17 protein-coding genes are annotated in these 17391 nt (G+C 36.7%); 2 read left to right on the forward strand and 15 right to left on the reverse strand.

All coding sequences use genetic code 11. The features are described 5' to 3' along the window. Positions 1–62 precede the first annotated feature (62 nt). From QGN23_RS06565 to QGN23_RS06585, 5 genes are all read right to left on the reverse strand, one after another. A complete protein-coding gene (locus QGN23_RS06565; RefSeq protein WP_282906194.1) occupies positions 63–1760 on the reverse strand; it encodes a PspC domain-containing protein in 1698 nt (565 codons plus the stop codon). 4 nt (positions 1761–1764) lie between these two features. Continuing rightward, positions 1765–2136, reverse strand: coding sequence for a PadR family transcriptional regulator (locus tag QGN23_RS06570; RefSeq protein ID WP_282906195.1), 372 nt, complete (start codon positions 2134–2136; stop codon positions 1765–1767). Positions 2137–2397: 261 nt separating this feature from the next. Then, positions 2398–2508: a T9SS type A sorting domain-containing protein gene (locus QGN23_RS06575; protein WP_282906196.1), complete on the reverse strand. Its 111-nt coding sequence runs from the start codon at positions 2506–2508 to the stop codon at positions 2398–2400. Positions 2509–2556: 48 nt separating this feature from the next. After that, positions 2557–2829, reverse strand: coding sequence for a chaperone modulator CbpM (locus QGN23_RS06580; RefSeq protein ID WP_282906197.1), 273 nt, complete (start codon positions 2827–2829; stop codon positions 2557–2559). Beyond that, positions 2826–3749: a J domain-containing protein gene (locus tag QGN23_RS06585; RefSeq protein ID WP_282906198.1), complete on the reverse strand. Its 924-nt coding sequence runs from the start codon at positions 3747–3749 to the stop codon at positions 2826–2828. Before QGN23_RS06585 ends, QGN23_RS06580 begins: the two co-directional genes overlap by 4 nt. Before the next feature lie 271 nt (positions 3750–4020). On the opposite strand from QGN23_RS06585, the gene QGN23_RS06590 reads away from it, so the two are divergent. Next, positions 4021–5250: a dicarboxylate/amino acid:cation symporter gene (locus QGN23_RS06590; protein WP_282906373.1), complete on the forward strand. Its 1230-nt coding sequence runs from the start codon at positions 4021–4023 to the stop codon at positions 5248–5250. A 67-nt stretch (positions 5251–5317) separates the two neighbouring features. Here the strand turns inward: QGN23_RS06590 and QGN23_RS06595 are convergent, their stop codons facing one another. The 10 genes from QGN23_RS06595 to QGN23_RS06640 all read right to left on the reverse strand — a co-directional run bounded on the left by QGN23_RS06595 (position 5318) and on the right by QGN23_RS06640 (position 14727). Beyond that, the gene (locus QGN23_RS06595) at positions 5318–7831 is read right to left on the reverse strand and encodes a M1 family metallopeptidase (protein WP_282906199.1); all 2514 of its coding nucleotides are present in this window, start codon (positions 7829–7831) and stop codon (positions 5318–5320) included. Positions 7832–8042: 211 nt separating this feature from the next. Continuing rightward, complete coding sequence (locus tag QGN23_RS06600) at positions 8043–8246, reverse strand: hypothetical protein (RefSeq protein WP_282906200.1); 204 nt, start codon at positions 8244–8246, stop codon at positions 8043–8045. Then, entirely contained in the window at positions 8243–8485 is a 243-nt protein-coding gene (locus tag QGN23_RS06605) for a hypothetical protein (protein WP_282906201.1), read from the reverse strand. Before QGN23_RS06605 ends, QGN23_RS06600 begins: the two co-directional genes overlap by 4 nt. 72 nt (positions 8486–8557) lie before the next feature. Continuing rightward, positions 8558–9352 (reverse strand): thymidylate synthase, encoded by a 795-nt coding sequence (locus tag QGN23_RS06610; protein WP_282906202.1) that lies wholly within the window; start codon positions 9350–9352, stop codon positions 8558–8560. 72 nt (positions 9353–9424) lie between these two features. Next, positions 9425–9865, reverse strand: coding sequence for a hypothetical protein (locus QGN23_RS06615; protein ID WP_282906203.1), 441 nt, complete (start codon positions 9863–9865; stop codon positions 9425–9427). 92 nt (positions 9866–9957) lie between these two features. Beyond that, the gene (locus tag QGN23_RS06620) at positions 9958–10551 is read right to left on the reverse strand and encodes a hypothetical protein (protein WP_282906204.1); all 594 of its coding nucleotides are present in this window, start codon (positions 10549–10551) and stop codon (positions 9958–9960) included. Positions 10552–10742: 191 nt separating this feature from the next. Then, entirely contained in the window at positions 10743–12089 is a 1347-nt protein-coding gene (locus QGN23_RS06625; RefSeq protein WP_282906205.1) for an alpha-amylase family glycosyl hydrolase, read from the reverse strand. A 171-nt stretch (positions 12090–12260) separates the two neighbouring features. Beyond that, a complete protein-coding gene (locus QGN23_RS06630) occupies positions 12261–12845 on the reverse strand; it encodes an IS1096 element passenger TnpR family protein (RefSeq protein ID WP_282906206.1) in 585 nt (194 codons plus the stop codon). A gap of 129 nt (positions 12846–12974) precedes the next feature. Further along, positions 12975–14006, reverse strand: coding sequence for a sensor histidine kinase (locus QGN23_RS06635; protein WP_282906207.1), 1032 nt, complete (start codon positions 14004–14006; stop codon positions 12975–12977). Between the two features lie 43 nt (positions 14007–14049). Continuing rightward, complete coding sequence (locus QGN23_RS06640) at positions 14050–14727, reverse strand: response regulator transcription factor (protein WP_282906208.1); 678 nt, start codon at positions 14725–14727, stop codon at positions 14050–14052. A 189-nt stretch (positions 14728–14916) separates the two neighbouring features. On the opposite strand from QGN23_RS06640, the gene QGN23_RS06645 reads away from it, so the two are divergent. Then, the gene (locus tag QGN23_RS06645) at positions 14917–17385 is read left to right on the forward strand and encodes a TonB-dependent receptor domain-containing protein (RefSeq protein WP_282906209.1); all 2469 of its coding nucleotides are present in this window, start codon (positions 14917–14919) and stop codon (positions 17383–17385) included. The last annotated feature ends 6 nt before the right edge of the window (positions 17386–17391 follow it).

The raw sequence follows: 17391 nt of genomic DNA on the forward strand, positions 1-17391 counted from the left end.
ATTTAGGAATTTGAAAATCTGATCATCTACAGCATGCAATTACCTAAATTTATTACCGCCGGTTATTTGGTTTTAATGGATATTTCCTTTTTTCCGTTTTTGATGGAGATATTTACATCTTCGATATCATGCGTTTCCATCTTCATTTTTTTGATGATTAATTCCGCTTCTTTCTTTCCAACTTTTTTACCATTGATAATAATAGAATCGGCGTTATCAGAAGGAACGACAATCGAATTACTGCCGGAACTTACCGATACCGAATCACTACCGGTATCTCTATCATGATCATCATTGCGCTCGTCATCATTTACAGAGAAACCACGCTCATCATGCAGCGAAATCACCTTCATGTGTTTCGGTATGATTAACTCATAATCCACTCTATAATCACGAAAACGATCATTGTAAGGATAAGAAAAATAATTCGGCAGCGTAATTTTATTGTCAATAATTTCCAGTGGAACGGTTACGCGCAATGGCAAATTGTAACCGTCTGCTCTTTTTTTGATTTCAAGATAAGGAGCTTTCACGTCTTTTCTGGTCACATCTATTCTTGGGTAATCCTGCTTGTAAATAGTTTTTCCATCAGAGTAAACATCGTCCCAGAATGATTTGAAATTTTGTGGAATGACGACTTTTTTCACATCGATAAGGATAGAATCTGAGGTGGTATTGATGGCAATATTTTCGATATCATCATTGGTTCCACTGTATTGCGTTTTGAATTTAATAGCAGTAAACCCAGTTGCAGCGACCAATCCAATCCATATTAAAGCTAGAGCGCCAATAACATAGCCCGTATTATGAAATTTAGTTTTAGGCGAAAACAACTTTATTGCGAGGTAAGAAAAAATCAATCCGGGAATAAAGGTCGTAAGAAATGACAATGCGATCACGATAAAACCAAGATTGCTGTCCTGTAAATAAAATCCTAAATTGCTGAAAAAATTAATATTGCTGGCTCCGGAAAAACCGAAACCGAGGATTGCAAATGATCCAATCAGCAATGAAAGGCCCATCATTGCAAGAATTACGCCCAATACATATCTCACTAAATTCCAAAGTCCGTTTCCTGCTTTGTCGATATAGGGTTTATTTTCATTATAAATTTCGCCTACCCGTTGGGTAGATTCATTGGCAAACTGCACAATCTTGGTCGATTCTTCCTTTAGATTATCAAAATTTAAAGGTTTACCCTTCATTTTTAAAAAGTCGGTAGCCGTTTCTGCTTTGGGTAAAACAATCCACAGGATGACGTAAATTAAAATAATTAATGAAGTAGAGATTGCAGCAGTGAAAATTCCCAAAATGGCAATTCCTAACCAAATTGCGCGCATTGCACCAACATCCATTCCGACATAATGTGCCAAACCTGCGCAGACGCCACCAATTTTCGCCCGTTCAGGATCACGGAATAATTGTTTCTGACCGGTAAAACCTGCAGAAGATTTTTGGTCTTTTTTGGCGTTGGTCGTTTTTTCTGAGAAATAAGCTTCTTCCTGTTCTTCGATTTTTTCTGGTGAACCAATTTGAGCAATTACTCTTTCAACATCAGTATCATTTATCACTTCGCGTTTTCCGAGTGCGTCATTAAATATTTCGACCATTCTGATTTCGATATCGTGCATCACTTCATCAGCTTCGGTAATATCCAAAGAACTTCTGAGGGCGGCAAGATAGTCGCTAAGTTTGATGTATGCGTGTTCCTCTATGGTGAAAGAGAAACCGGCAAGTCCTATTGAGAGTGTCTTATTCATCGTTTTAGTTATTTGGTTCGAACGAGTTTTCAGGAGCGTCCGCAGGGTTATTTTTGTTAGTAATTTGGTTTACAGAATCGGTTAGTTCATTCCAGGTATTGAGCAGTTCGGCGAGAAATAATTTTCCTTTCTCGGTCAGCTGGTAATATTTTCTCGGTGGTCCGCCGGTAGATTCCTCCCAACGGTAGGAAAGAAATTCTCCGTTTTTCAATCGGGTCAGCAATGGGTAAAGAGTTCCTTCAACCACATCCAGTTTTCCTTTTTTCAATTCATCAATGAGGTCAGAAACATACATTTCCTTTTCATTGATTAAACTCAAAATACAGAATTCCAGAATGCCTTTTCGCATTTGCGCTTTGGTGTTTTCTGTGTTCATTATTTATGGGTTATTAATTAAGTCAATTATCGAGTGCAAGATTTCATTAAATCAAAAAATCATCATTAACCAATCTTACAATGCAAAGATATAATTTTATTTTAGTATTATGCAATACAAAGTAGTGAAAATATACAAATATTTTGCATTTATTTTTGATTCCCTGATAAAAAGCCAGCAAAACCACATTGAATACTGAAAAAGAGTCATAAAAAAACCGCCTCGAAACGAGGCGGTAATTATTTCAATAATAAACAAATATTATTTTTTGATTGTTTTGAACGTTTTAACCGTTCCGTCTTCCATGTTAAGGGTAACGATATACATTCCAGTTTTCAAATCTGAAAGGTTAAGTTCTGCAGAAGGCTTCATGTTTTTAACCTGTTTCCCGGAAACATCACTTAAAATGCACGAAATCACTTATCCCAACTTAATTACTGTAAATTTTTCGCTCGAAAGCTTTTCAATCTTATTTAATAAGTGACTGATTACTTCTAGGCCTGCCATATTTACCTCCAAATCATAATGCCAATTAATGAATTTTTCAAAGGTCGATAAATCATCATAGGGCAAATATTTGATTTCGTTTTCGGTTTCGGTTGTGAGCAGGCCGGCTTCTTCCAATGAATCAAAAAAAGTGATCTCCACATTGTAGATTCTTACCAGTTCTTCGCGTGATATTCTTTCGCTCATGTTGCTAGTTTTTTAAGTTGAAGAAATAACTCTTTTTCTTTATCAGTCAGGTTGGTCGGCATTTTCACCACATATGTCACGTACAAATCGCCAAACTCACCTTCTTTTTTGTAAACAGGAAAACCTTTCCCTTTTAATTTAACCTTCGTTCCATTCTGCGTTTCTGGTTTTACTTTTAAATTAACAGATCCATCTAATGTTTTCACTAAAGTTTCGCCACCGAGAACTGCAGTATACAGATCGATTTCCAGCTCTGCACTCAAATCATTGCCGTTTCTTTTAAAATGATGATCTTCTTCAATATTAAAAGTAATAAACAAATCTCCGTTTGGCCCGCCGTTATGACCGGGATTTCCATGACCTTTCAATTTTATTTTCTGTCCATTGGCAACGCCGGCAGGAATGGTAATTCTCACCTTTTTACCGTTGATATCAAAAGTTTGTTGATGGGTTTTTGCCGCGTCACGCAACTGCAAGTTCAAAGTCGCCTCCAGATCCTGACCCTTAAATTTCCCTGAAGCACTTCCGCGCGAACCCCGGCCAAAACCACCGGAACTTCCGCCAAACATACTTTGAAAAAAATCAGAAAAATCGGCACCTTCCCCAAAGTCAGCACCCGAGAAACCTCCATAATTTCCACCTTGGTGAGATTGATATTGCCGTTGCTGCTGTTGTGCTTTTTCATACTCTTCACCATGCTTCCAATGTTCGCCGTATTGGTCATACTTTGTCCGGTTGGCAGGATTGCTCAGAACTTCGTTCGCTTCATTCAGTTCTTTGAATTTCCGCTCCGCTTCTTTATCACCGGGATTCACATCGGGATGGTATTTCCGAGCTAATTTTCGGTACGCTTTCTTTATTTCGTCGGCAGTCGCTTTTTTATCAATGCCTAAAACTTTGTAATAATCGATATATGCCATACAATAATCATTTAATCAAATTTAAAAAAACAAAAACGAATGATGTTCTAAAGTTCTGTTAAATCTTTGCAATTGTATCTCCTTAGCTTCCAAAGAATATGGTGGAAGGAAAAGGAATTCCCCGCGTTTTGTTTTTGGATCATTTTACAAAACCTATTTAGTCGCCATTACCACCAATGAAAGGACAGTCTTTAAAGTTCTGATACTTTTCATTAAAATTTTAAAATGTGATTTTTAAAATTTACTCCTATCTTTGAAAAAATTAGAAAATATGAAGGACATTCTGAAAAATTATTCCGGCATTATTTTACTCTTAGGTGGAATTATGGTCGGAAGTCTTATTGGAATATTTTTCCCAAATATTGTATCATATCTGAAACCGCTCGGAGATATTTTTCTGAATTTACTTTTCGTAAGCGTAGTTCCTCTGGTTTATTTTGCGGTGGCTAATTCAATCGCAAGTGTGGAAAAAGGCGGAAAATTCGGAAAGATTATTTTCTCTATGATTTTCACCTTTTTACTGTTTATCATCATTGCGGCACTTTTTACCATCGCTGTGGTTTACTTTTTTCCGACCGAAGCCTTGCCTTCGACTTCACATCAAGTCATCGAAAACTCTGGAAATGACACCTGGGGCGACCGAATCGTAAGCTTTTTTACCGTGGGGGAATTTGCGGAACTATTTTCCAGAAAAAATATGCTGGCGTTATTAATCTTTGCATTTTTAACCGGAACAGCAGCCAGAAAAGCGGGAGAAGCAGGAGCCGTTTTCCGGACTTTTTTAGCTTCGGGTTACGAAGTGATGAAGGAACTTTTACTTCTCGTGATGAAAGCGGCACCGGTTGGTTTAGGCGCTTATTTTGCTTTTCAGGTCGCGACCATCGGACCTCAACTTTTTGGTTTTTATGCAAAACCGCTCGGTTTATATTATACTTCCGGGATTGTTTATTTCTTCCTGTTTTTTACGATCTATGCATTTGTAGCCAAAGGTAAAATCGGTGTCCGACAATTCTGGACGAACAATATTTATCCGAGTTTAACAGCCATTTCGACCTGCAGCAGTTTTGCCACGATGCCCGCAAATTTACAGGCAGCCGCAAGAATAGGAATACCCGATGCTATCGCCAACATCGTAATTCCGATTGGAAGTACGCTTCACAAAAACGGCTCCTCCATGTCTTCTATCATTAAAATCTATGTTGCATTTCTGATCATCGGCAAAGATTTCTTCGATCCGATGAATTTACTTTTGGCATTAGGGATTACAATTTTTGTGAGTATCGTCGCAGGTGGAATTCCGAATGGCGGTTATATTGGTGAAATGCTGATGATTTCGGTGTATCAGTTACCGGTGGAAGCGATTCCGGCGGTGATGATTATCGGAACTTTGGTTGATCCATTAGCAACGGTTCTAAACTCCACCGGTGATACGGTTGCTGCGATGTTTGTCACGAAAATATCTGGGGAGAAATTTGAGGAACCGAAAGAGTTTGCTCCTTAATTATCATAAAAAAAAAAGAACTTCCGAAAATGGAAGTTCTTCTTTTTTTATCAATTATTTTTGAAGTTTATTTATACGCTTCAATCGTTTTATTAATCAAATCAATTTGCTGATGAATGGTTGGGCTTGAAGGATTGGCTTTCAAAACCGCCATCTTTTTGGCAAGACCGTCTTTCAGAATCTGTACAATCATCATTTTAGCCTGCGGATTATTTCCGATTTGACCTTTAACCTGTGTTAAAACTTTCGTTATATTTTCCGTAGCTTTCAAATTATCAGAACTCATAATCCAGTTGAATCCCGCTTCTGCAGCATCTCCCAGTTCCGGTTTTTGAAATTTAATGAAAGGATAAAATGCCGCCGTCGATGCAATTGCAGGCATTTGTTTCTCGATTTTATTTTTTACAATAATCGGAAGAAGTTCTGCAATAACCTCATCACCTGCTCCTTCCAGATCAATTTTATCCGCTAAAGAAGCTATTCTTGACGGATCAACCGCTGCAATCCCAGCAAGTGAATTCGCCTTCACCGAATTGGAAACTGCATTCATCCCTTTTTCAAAAAGTGGCAAATGTTTTTTATCTTTTGTTTTTCCTAAAGCGGAAATTGCCGCTCCCTGAACCAAAGTTTTCGGATCATTCGAAGCCATTTTTTCCACTTCAGAAATCGCCGCTTTTGCCTGATCCGGTTTAGATAAATCTAATCCGTTTAACGCTTTTATTCTAATTCTAAAATTGGAATCTTTCAGGCCGGCGACCAATACCTTTAAAAAAGCGGGATTCTTAGAAACGTTTTCGGCTGCATTTTCAACTGCGTTATATCGGCTCAGAAATTCGTTCGAATTTTGATATTGGGTAAAATACTGATCTGGAGTTTTATTATCTGTAAACTCGGCAAGCAAAACGCCATCGGCATTAATATTGACCAATTCAGGATTTTTTGAAACCGTAAAAGTGAAATCATTTTTTTCTTTCGCATCTACCCAAACCTTTTTTCGGGAAGGTTTTCCGTTTTCGAAAATATCAATCGCCAAAGGAAACTGAAAGTTTTTACCAATCTGATTTTGACTGATCGAAATGGTTACTTCTTTTTTTACCGGTTCAAAAGTGGTGGTATAAGAAATTTTGGGATTTCCGCTGTCGAAATACCATTGGTTAAAGAACCAGTTTAAATCTTTGCCCGAAACTTTTTCTAATGAAAGTCGAAGTTGGTGTGCTTCTCCTGTTCCGTATTCATTGGTTTTCAAATAATCGGTTAATCCGGCAAAAAAGGCATCGTCGCCCAAATAATTCCGCAACATGTGAAGAATTGCGCCCCCTTTATTATAAGAAACGCCATCAAACATGTCTTCGCGCGAATGATAATTGAAACGCACCAAATCTTTAGAAATATTCGAAGGATCCATCATATATCCTCTTATCTCTTTCATTAATCCATAATCGGCGATATCTTTTCCGTATTTATGTTCGTTCCAAAGGTATTGCGAGTAGTTGGCGAAAGATTCGTTAACAGTCAGATTACTCCAACTTTCGGCAGTGACCAGATCGCCAAACCAGTGGTGAAATAATTCGTGCGCGATGGTATCTTCCCAGCGGTTTTCATCAATTAAATCGCCAGGTTTTTGCTGCGCAGATTCCTGATGAAGCGTTGCTGTAGTATTTTCCATCGCACCGGAAACGTAGTCTCTGCCTGTAATCTGGGCATATTTAGACCATGGATAATCGTAGTTTAATCTTTTGGAGAAAAACTCGATCATTTCCGGTGTGTTCCCGAAAATCTGTTTTGCATAAGGTTCGTATTCTTTTTCAACGTAATAATCAACATCGATATTTCTCCATTTATCTTTCACAATCGCGTATTCGCCAACTCCCATGAAAAACAGATAAGGTGCATGTTTTTTGTCCATTACCCAATGGTCAGTTCGCAGTCCGTTTGCTTCTTTGGTAGAAGACTTCATTAAACCGTTGGATAACGTCACGTATTTATCGGGAACGGTCATGTAAATTTCCTGCGTCGTTTTTTGATTGGTTTTATCAATGGTTGGAAACCAAGCAGAACTGGATTCCGTTTCACCTTGCGTCCAGATCTGAGTCGGCTTATCTTTATCAGTTCCCTGCGCATTGATGAAATAGAGACCTTTAGCATCAGAAATTGCGGCGCTTCCCTGTTGAGTTACTTCATTGGGACGGGCGGTATATTTGATATAAACGGTGTAATCCTGATTCCTGTTGTAAGTTTTATCGAGATTAATTTTGAGCATATCATTTTTATACTCGTATTTCAAAGGACTTTTGCTGCCACTTTTATCTAAAGCAACTTCGTGAATCAACATTCCTTTCGCATTCAGAACCAAAGAATCGGTCGGATAAAAGTATGGGGAAGCGGTGAGCCATTCTTCGCCAGCCATCTGTTCTTTCTGGTAATCGAAATTGACTTTTAATTTGGTGTGTTTCAGTTCCGTCATTTTGGTATGCGACGCTCTGTAGATCTCAGTTCGACCAGAAGTATCGGTCTGTGCGAATGCGGTTTGGGAACTAAAAATCACACCCAATAAAAGTGCAGAAATTAATATTTTTTTCATAATCTATTTTATTGAATTTTTGAAAAGAGAGGTTGTTGAAATTGGTCTGTAATTTTCAGAAAAAGTTACAAAAAAAGCGAAGTTGTGCTTCACTGGAGTTTTGATTGAATTATTTTTCTAAAAGATTTTTCAGTTTTCTTGGATCTTGTTTACAATGCCAGAAAAGTTTAATAACGACTATATTTCCCTTAATCTCATAAAATAATTTAACTTATTTTTTACCAACGAAAGCGTATTGAATTTGAGGAAAATTATCTAAAGATTGATGCTTAACAATCCCATCATTAATGGTTTGTTTGAATTTCTTAATATCGTTTTTAAAAGTATTAATTTCTCTTTTCGTCCATCTCAGTTTTAAGAAATCGAGAATTTTATTTAATGAAACTCTTGCCGTTGGAGAAATTACAAATTTCACTTTTTGTCAAAAATTTGGTCTAACAAATCATCGGTTAATTCTTGATAATTTCCTTTTTTATATTCGTTATCACTTTGCTCCATTACTTTCCCGAAATCTTCAGAATTTTCAATTTCTTCCCAAGAATAGTTTTTTTCTCCCTCGGAAATATCGAAACTTTTAACGCCTTTTATTTGTGACAAAAGTTTTTTAATGAAAGAAACATCTGCATTATCTTCTAATTTTATGGTAATTTCCATCGCTGTATTTTTATCAAAGTTAAAGATTTATTTGTGAACTTTTTCTAAATTAAAGAATTCTCATCAAGTGATTTATACCGCAACCGGCGCTTTAATTCCCGGTTCAGGATTATAATTTTCTAAAGTAAAATCCTCAAAATCGAAATCGAAAATATCTTTAATTTCTGGATTTAATTTCATAGTTGGTAAAGCTTTTGGCGTTCTTAAAAGCTGTTTATTTACTTGCTCAAAATGATTGTTATAAATATGAACATCGCCAAAAGTGTGTATATAATCGCCGACTTCTAAACCGCAAACCTGCGCAACCATCATCAACAGCAAAGCATAACTTGCGATATTGAACGGAACGCCCAGAAAAACATCTGCGCTTCTTTGATAGAGTTGCAAAGATAATTTTCCATCAGCAACATAAAACTGAAACAAAGCGTGACAAGGCGCTAAAGCCATATTTGGAATTTCCGCCACGTTCCAGGCGGAAACGATTAATCTTCGGGAATCGGGATTTTTTTTGATCTGGTCAATAACTTCTGTAATCTGATCGACTACTTTTCCGTTTGCTCCGGTCCAGCTTCGCCATTGTGCGCCGTAAACAGGACCTAGATCTCCGTTTTCATCGGCCCATTCATTCCAGATCGAAACGCCGTTATCATTCAAATATTTAATATTGGTATCACCTTTTAAAAACCAAAGCAATTCATAAATAATCGATTTTAAATGAACTTTTTTTGTGGTCATTAAAGGAAAACCTTTCGACAAATCGTAACGCAACTGGTATCCAAAAACGCTTCTTGTGCCGGTGCCGGTTCGGTCGGTTTTATCGGTTCCGTTGTCTAAAATATGCTGAAGAAGATCGAGGTAGTTTTGCATTGATTGAATGTGTTGAAGTGATGATGCGTTAATTTGAAAATTAAATTTGACAGACGATAACGGTTTTCAAATTTACCAAATTTTTACAATGTTCTGTTTTATCTTATTTAAATAAAATTCTTCGCCTTCACATTTTCCTGTCATTGCCAGTGCTAAAGGACTTTCTGGTGATATTAAAAATATTTTTTGATTGTGATTTTCAATATTTCCTAAAGAAACTGCGATGTAAAACAATCCTTTATCCGTTTCTACCAAACTTCCCAAACCGATTATCTGATGAAGATTGGTATTGATTGATTTTAAAGAATTTTTCGCCCTTACATTTTCATTCAGTTGAACTTGCAGATTATTGATTTCCTGCTGAACCATTTCCCGCGATGTTTCATACTTATCGCCCATCGAACTTTTGGTTTCGTTGTTGGAAGCTCGGGTTTCGGCAATTAAATTTTCTAAATTTTTAATTTTTTCGGCGAGTTTTGTTTTGACGATATTTAAAATGTCTTGTTTATTCATTTCTTTGATTTGTGGAGTTACCCTTTCAGCGTTTTTTTCCTTATTTGAAATTCTTTTTCGGGTAGTGAAAACGCTGAAAGGGTTTTGTTATTTTAAAAAATTAAATCTTCATCATTCAAATTTTCATGGCAAAAAATGAAATTTTCTTTTCCGCCAAATAATTCAATTACTTCTTCCCGCATAATTTTGGTTGAATTCTCGGAAATAATTGCATTGAATGAACTCCATTTATAATCTTTCACCTTTTCACAAAAACCATGATTTACCGGATTTGAATGAATATAAACAATCAATCTTTTCAAATATGCTTCGTCTTCAATTCTTTTGCGCTCAAAAGGTTTTTCAAAAAGACTTCCTGTTCTTTCATATTTTTTATTTACAGCCTGTGAATAAGCATTAAAAAAATGAGACAATTGCCTAGACGCTGAAATTATTTTGGGTTTAATAACCGTTGTGTATTTTAGCTCATGTTCTTTTACAGAACTTTTTTCTTTAATTCTTAACAAAAAATGAAAATGATTTTTCATTAAACAATATGCATAAACATCGGCAATTGGTAAAACATAACGATGCATCAATTTTGTAAAATAGGCATAGTTTTGTTCTTCAATGAAAATATTTTCACTGTTATTTCCTCTGTTATAAATGTGATAGAAAAATCCTTCTTCTAAATTGTCAATTTTCATATTTTGAAATTAAGAAAAATTTTGTTTCCAATTCAAAAAACCCTTTCAGCATTTTATCATTAGAAAAGGAATATATCAAAAGACGAAACGCTGAAAGGGTGTCTTAGGTTTGAAACACATTTATTTCTCGAAAAATATTTATTAAAAACGGGCCAAAGCCCGTTCCTATTGACATTTTAAAAAGAGGTCATTTATTTCTCCATTACGGCATAACCGCCTACAGGCAAATAAAAACTTTTATCCTGAGCAAAATCCTTTACCGGACCGGAAAAAACATTTTTAAAAATTCCGGCAGCATTCTCATCATCGATGGTAAAAGAAACCGCTTCTTTAGAAAAATTTAAAACAGTCAAAACCTCATCTTTCCCATTTTTTCTAACAAAAGCTAAAACTTTATCATCGGCAGAAGTTTTTAACAGGTGCGTTGATGCAGCTGCGTCGCCACCTCTTAATGCGGGATTATTGGCTTTTAAGTTAAATAACGTTTTGTAGAAATCCGCCATTTGATAATTTCCGTTCCAGTCAATGACATCTTTTTCAAAAAACTCTAAACGTTTCATATTCGGCAATTCCTGACCGGAGTACATTAATGGAATCCCGTCCCAGGTGGCAGAAAAAACAGCCAAAGGTTTTGCGATCACGCCATATTTTTCATACTCAGTTCCGTTCCAGGTATTTTCGTCATGGTTGGTCGTAAACCAGGCTCTCATAGATTGGTCACCAATTGCAGTATATTTTTGAAGTAAATCCTTTAACTCAGAAAGTGGAAGATTTTTTTTGTAATAATCTTCGGTTTTGTGCATCCAGGTCCAGGAATAACTGGCATCGAAAACTTTACCGTATTCCGGATTTTCGAGTTCATCAAATTCACCGATGAAAAATAAGGGTTTTATCTTTTCAATTTCGGGTCTTGCCTGTTCCCAGAAATCGACTTCTACCCAACTTGCCAAATCACAGCGGAATCCATCGATATTGGTTTCACGAACCCAAAATTTCATGGCATCGATCATTGCTTTTCTCAGGTCAGGATTTGAATAATCCAGCTCGATGATATCGTCCATTCCAGAAGCAATGTGGAATTTTCCGTCTTCATCGTGAAGATAATATTCGGGATGAGAAACCGTCCAGACATGATCCCAACCGGTGTGATTGGCAACCCAATCGATGATCACTTTGAAACCCATTTTATGTGCTTCATTCACCAAATGTTTGAAATCTTCCAAAGTTCCGAATTCCGGATTGATGGAAACGTAATCGTGCGCTGCGTACTGACTTCCCATTGTTCCCTTTTTCACTTTCTGGGAAATGGGGGTAATCGGCATGAACCACAACGTCTTCACGCCCATTTCTTTCAGGCGCGGCATTTCTTTTTCAAAAGCGCGGAATGTTCCTTCCTGGGTATATTGTCTGAGGTTAACTTCGTAGATATTCGTCGTATGTTTCCACTCGCTGGGTAAATCCATTTGTTTCGTATTTTTTTGGGTGGTGCAGGAAATCACTCCTATTCCCAGAATTGCTAAAAGAATCAGTCTTTTCATAGGTTAAGATTTAAGGCAAATATATCGTTTATTATTCAAATTTGCCAAGTATGACGGTGGCTAAATTGCCGATTGCTGATATAAAACATTAACAAAATGAGTTTCTGAATCTGTATTTTCTCCATTAAAAAAACCCCGAGGTTTTCGAGGTTTTTATTATTTACAGATCAATTAGTTTAGATCGTCATCGAAGTTGCCATCGTCATCGAAGTCTTCGTCATCATCAAAATCATCATCGTCGTCATCGTCATCAACTTCAAAACTGGTGGCTTTAAATTCGTCCTCAAAACTTGGAAATTCGTCATCGGATAAAGGGATTACACTATTTCTTTTTGCTTTTGCTCCTGTTTTAGTAGGCGCTTTCAGCGGCATTTTGCCAAATCTGAAGACGGTAATGGGATAATTTACGGCAGGTTTCTCGTCGATAATTTCAATGAGTTCACAAAAGAATTCCCACAAATCCATGAATCCATATTGGAAATGAATTTTGTCTCCTGATTTTTGAAAGGCCTCGGTGATATAAATATCAGACATAATTTCTCCTTCACCGTCGTCACTCATGTCTTCCAGTGGTACAGTTTTTACCACCACTCCATCTTCATCCAGGATATTGAAAACAGACAAATCATCACCCATCAATGAAAATGCACTTTTGATTCCCAAGTGCAGGTTCCAAAGATTTTGCTTGTCTTTAATTTCAACATCTCTGAAAATATTCTCTTTGGTGTCTAAAATAATTCGGAGTTTGTAAACCATTATTACCTTAAATTTTTACGATTAATTATTAGTTTTATTCTTCGACTGCAAATATAAAACAATTGAAATTTGGCAAAAAAATTATTACAGACTTTTTATTAAAAAGTTTTGCTTAAATTTCTCGCCTTTCTAAATCGTTTTGGGCAAAGAAAAACTGAATCGCGTACCTTCCAGGTAAACACTTTCTACGGAGATATTTTCCCCATGTGCTTCTAAAATATGTTTTACAATCGCCAGGCCGAGACCCGAGCCGCCATCATTTCTATTTCTGCTGGATTCAATCCGGTAAAACCGCTCGAAAATCCGATGCAGCATTTCTGGTTTGATGCCCATTCCATTGTCTTTAACTTCGACCAAAACTTTTTGATTTTCAAGACTTGTTTTGATGGTTACCGTGGCACTTTCGCGGTTGGAATAATAAATGGCGTTCGAAATTAAATTGATTAAAACCTGCGAAATTTTTTGTTTATCTGCCTTCACCAACATTTGATTTGAAGAAGTTTCCAGAATAATTTTGGTGTTTTTTTTCTGGGCTTCCAAATCCAGGATGTCAATAAGTTCACGGATAAGGTGATTGAGATCGAAGCGGCTTTCAGATAAAGTAATCTCGCCACTTTCGAACTGATTCATCATGTCTAAATCCTTCACTATATTAAGTAACCTCTCCACAGATTTATCAATTCTCTCCAGGTATTTATCACGGATTGCCAGGTTTTCTACGCCACCTTCCAACAAAGTATCCACATAACCCTGAATCGTAAAAAGCGGTGTTTTCATTTCATGAGAGATATTACCGATGTATTCTTTGCGGTAGGTTTCCATTCCTTTCATCGTATCGATTTCGGCGGTGTTTTTGAGATTGAGATCCGAAACTCTTTGACCCAATTCCTTGAAATTCAAATCATTATCTTCATCGGTTAATTCTTCGGGTAAAATGGTTGAGATTTTCCTGATCTGTCTTTTTCCGTAAAAATTAAAAAGAAAATCGACCACCAAATAATTGATAATACCCAAAATAAGAGCGCCCAAAATTAAGGCCTGAAAAAACTGCTGCCTGTTTTCCGGAAAGGAATGTTTCACAGAATCGAAAACGTATACCAGCAAAAGCATAACGACGGTAAGGAATAAGGAGGCTAGAAAAGTAAGACGGTAAAATTTCATTATTTAGTAAATTAATTGGGTAGAAGATGCTAATTTACTAAAGTTAAACCACTAATTTATACCCGATTCCCTTTAAAGTCTGTATTGTATTAATACCCAATTTTTCCCGCAATCTTCTGATGTGAACATCGATGGTTCTTTCGCCAACAACCACATCATTTCCCCAAACTTTTTCTAAAATCTCTTCCCGTTTAAAAACCTTTTCGGTGTTTGAGGCTAAAAGGTAAAGCAAATCAAATTCTTTTTTTGGCAATAAAAAGTGCTGTCCGCTTTTGGTCACTTTCACATTGTCTTTGTCGATAACCAGGTCGCCAATTTTCAGGACTTTGGCGTCGTTGCTTACTTTTGAAGTCAGTTGCAAAAGCGCATTAATTTTAGAAATAAGAATTTTCGGTTTAATGATTTTTACGACGTAATCGTTTGCTCCAGCCTGAAAACCAGCCAATTGAGAAAACTCTTCGCTACGGGCAGAGAGAAAAACGATGAGGGTATTCTGCAATTCTTTAATCTGACGAAGTTCCTGACAGGTTTCAATACCATCTTTTTCCGGCATCATCACATCGAGGAGAATCAGGTCGGGAATCATTTCTTTGGCTTTCAGAATTCCATCGTTCCCATTGGTTGCGGTGGTAACCAGATACCCTTCTTTCTCGAGATTATAGGAGATTATTTCTATAATATCAACCTCATCGTCGATCAGAAGAATCTTTTTCTTGTGCATTGTAAACTTTTTATTCTTTCAAAATTACTCAAAATTAATGTTCCAAATTTCATTAATTCAAATATTCATATTAAATTAATATTACCCCGTTTTTGTTAAGGCAATGGTAATCTATAATTAAAACTGGCGCAACACGAAATCAACGCATTATCTCTTCCTTTGCCTCGAAAGAAATCTAATAAAAAAGAAATGAATATCAGAAAACTCAGCGTTGCGGTTTTGTTCTTATTATCATCCTCTACCATATTTTACGGACAAAAGAAAGAAAAGGATTCGACACAAAGAGAAAAGAAAATCGAAGGTATTGCCCTGAAAGGTTCTCTAAAAAAAGGTTCGGAAAGCAATATCATCAGTTTACAGAGAAAATCAGTTGAAGTCATAGAACGTGTAGGTTCTGCCCAACTTGAAAAACAGGGAATCGGTGATGCAGCGACTGCGGTAACTAAAGCGTCGGGTACGCAAAAACAGGAAGGAAGCGGACAGATTATTATTCGCGGTCTGGGCGACCGTTATAATGGAACTACTTTGAACGGGCTCCCAATTCCATCGGATAATCCGGAATTTAAAAACATCAATCTGGAAATTTTTAAAACTTCTATCATTGAATATATTTCTCTGGATAAAGTGTACAATCCGAAATTCTCAGGTGATTTTGGTGGGGCAAATATTAATATTGTTTCTAAAGAACATTCCGGCAAACCTTATTTTAAAGTCGGGATCGGAAGCAGTGTAAATCTACAGACTTTTGATAAAGACAATTTCAAGCTGCAAGATGGCGGACCTGGATTTTTCGGTTACAAGGAAACAACATTCAGAAAAGGGGACCCGAACGTAAGATATCCTTTCAGCACCAGCTGGAATTTTAAAAATGCTGACAATCCGTTCAATTCAAATATGGATTTTGAAGGTGGCGCAACATTGGGAAAATTTTCAATTTTCGGATATGCCGGATTTGACAATAGTTATGTTTACAGCGCAGGGAAAGAAGGATTTTACGACTCTACGGGAGATGCCATAAAAGCTTTAGATGTTGACCGGTATACTTACGGCACCAATTCCACGGCCTTGGTTAATTTGGCTTATAAAATCAATGCTGCAAATAAAATCAGTTTCACTTCAAATTTCATTCATTCTTCTGAACAGGACGCAAGGTTTTTCAAAGGCTATATGCGTGAAATCGGCACCGATATTATCATCAACAGAGGTGACAATAAACTGACGTCTACCCTAATTAATCAATTATACGGAAATCATAAAGTGACCGATTCCTGGACAACCGACTGGGGCGTGAGTTACAACATGATGAACAGCAAAAGGCCGGACCGTTTACAAAATACGTTCGATGCAAATACTTTAAATCTTATTGCTGCAAGTACCATTAATAATCACCGTTATTTCGATGAGTTATCAGACAATACGCTTAATGGATTTATAAACATTACCAAACAGTTAGAAAATCTGAAAATCAATTTCGGTTACAACGGTTCTTATAAAGACCGACAATTCAAAGATACAACGATCGGACTTAACTTCGACATCCAAACCGCTGTAAACCCCAGCAATGTAGATGCTTTCATTAATGCTTCCAACAACGGGATCATTCGGTACAATACTTTCAGAAATGACAGTGAAAGGTATATTCCTTTTTATTACAACTTTAAGCAAAATATCCAGGCTGGATTTGTAAATTTTGATTATAAATTCAGTGACCGTTTGGTTGTACAGTTAGGCGGAAGATTTGATTATATAGATATCCAAAGTAAATGGGACGACGCTATTTTTGGTAAAGACAAAAGCAATAAAACCTATAACAAATTCCTGCCTGCACTGAATGCCAAATACAGCATTAATGACCGACAAAACTTAAGATTTTCAGCGTCGAAAACTTATACGCTGCCTCAAGCCAAAGAATTGGTACCAACAGGATATTACGACGTTACCACCAATGTTTATGGTAACCCATTCCTTTCTCCTTCAGACAATTATAATGTTGATTTAAAATGGGAACTCTTCAGCAAACCAGGCGAAGTATTTTCTGTGACCGCCTTCGGAAAATATATTGAAAATCCGATCGCAAGAACAACTTATTCCACTGCGGCATCAAGTGACATGACTTACTTTAATATCGCAAATTCGGGATATGTTGCCGGTGCTGAAATGGAATTCAGAAAAGACATTTACAAAGCAGGAAATTCCAAATTATACACCTTTCTGAACGCAACTTATATGCACTCTGAACAAAAGCTGAAATCTGAATCAGAATTTGCCAAAGAAAACGGCGGAAAGACAATTCAGTTTAATGGTCAAACGACAGATGCTATACAAGGTGTTGCTGATTTTCTTGCGAATGTAAACTTGGGTTATAATCAGAAACTCAATTCAAACAACACGGTTGATTTCGTGGTTTCCTATTCTTATGTCGGCAAAAATTTGTTTGCCCTGGGAACTAACAGAGTAGGAAATTTCTACGAAAACCCGATCCATCTTCTGGATGCGAATCTGAAATTCAATTTTAAACAAATCGGAATCGGAATTACTGCGAAAAACCTGATCAACTCCGAAAACAAAATAGAACAGGTAATCGATCATGTAGGTTACACGAACAGAAGTTATACAAAAGGACGACAAATCGGTCTAAACTTATCTTATCAATTTTAAAAATCT

It is taken from the genome of Chryseobacterium gotjawalense (assembly GCF_030012525.1).
In the GTDB taxonomy this organism is placed as follows: domain Bacteria; phylum Bacteroidota; class Bacteroidia; order Flavobacteriales; family Weeksellaceae; genus Kaistella; species Kaistella gotjawalense.

What these genes read in the sequence shown, in the direction of transcription:
- QGN23_RS06620 (WP_282906204.1), bottom strand. Translation starts at nt 10,551, where the DNA reads ATGAAAATTGACAATTTAGAAGAAGGATTTTTCTATCACATTTATAAC.
- QGN23_RS06645 (WP_282906209.1), top strand. Translation starts at nt 14,917, where the DNA reads ATGAATATCAGAAAACTCAGCGTTGCGGTTTTGTTCTTATTATCATCC.
- QGN23_RS06565 (WP_282906194.1), bottom strand. Translation starts at nt 1,760, where the DNA reads ATGAATAAGACACTCTCAATAGGACTTGCCGGTTTCTCTTTCACCATA.
- QGN23_RS06590 (WP_282906373.1), top strand. Translation starts at nt 4,021, where the DNA reads ATGAAGGACATTCTGAAAAATTATTCCGGCATTATTTTACTCTTAGGT.
- QGN23_RS06610 (WP_282906202.1), bottom strand. Translation starts at nt 9,352, where the DNA reads ATGCAAAACTACCTCGATCTTCTTCAGCATATTTTAGACAACGGAACC.
- QGN23_RS06630 (WP_282906206.1), bottom strand. Translation starts at nt 12,845, where the DNA reads ATGGTTTACAAACTCCGAATTATTTTAGACACCAAAGAGAATATTTTC.
- QGN23_RS06580 (WP_282906197.1), bottom strand. Translation starts at nt 2,829, where the DNA reads ATGAGCGAAAGAATATCACGCGAAGAACTGGTAAGAATCTACAATGTG.
- QGN23_RS06595 (WP_282906199.1), bottom strand. Translation starts at nt 7,831, where the DNA reads ATGAAAAAAATATTAATTTCTGCACTTTTATTGGGTGTGATTTTTAGT.
- QGN23_RS06625 (WP_282906205.1), bottom strand. Translation starts at nt 12,089, where the DNA reads ATGAAAAGACTGATTCTTTTAGCAATTCTGGGAATAGGAGTGATTTCC.
- QGN23_RS06585 (WP_282906198.1), bottom strand. Translation starts at nt 3,749, where the DNA reads ATGGCATATATCGATTATTACAAAGTTTTAGGCATTGATAAAAAAGCG.
- QGN23_RS06635 (WP_282906207.1), bottom strand. Translation starts at nt 14,006, where the DNA reads ATGAAATTTTACCGTCTTACTTTTCTAGCCTCCTTATTCCTTACCGTC.
- QGN23_RS06640 (WP_282906208.1), bottom strand. Translation starts at nt 14,727, where the DNA reads ATGCACAAGAAAAAGATTCTTCTGATCGACGATGAGGTTGATATTATA.
- QGN23_RS06615 (WP_282906203.1), bottom strand. Translation starts at nt 9,865, where the DNA reads ATGAATAAACAAGACATTTTAAATATCGTCAAAACAAAACTCGCCGAA.
- QGN23_RS06605 (WP_282906201.1), bottom strand. Translation starts at nt 8,485, where the DNA reads ATGGAAATTACCATAAAATTAGAAGATAATGCAGATGTTTCTTTCATT.
- QGN23_RS06570 (WP_282906195.1), bottom strand. Translation starts at nt 2,136, where the DNA reads ATGAACACAGAAAACACCAAAGCGCAAATGCGAAAAGGCATTCTGGAA.
- QGN23_RS06575 (WP_282906196.1), bottom strand. Translation starts at nt 2,508, where the DNA reads ATGAAGCCTTCTGCAGAACTTAACCTTTCAGATTTGAAAACTGGAATG.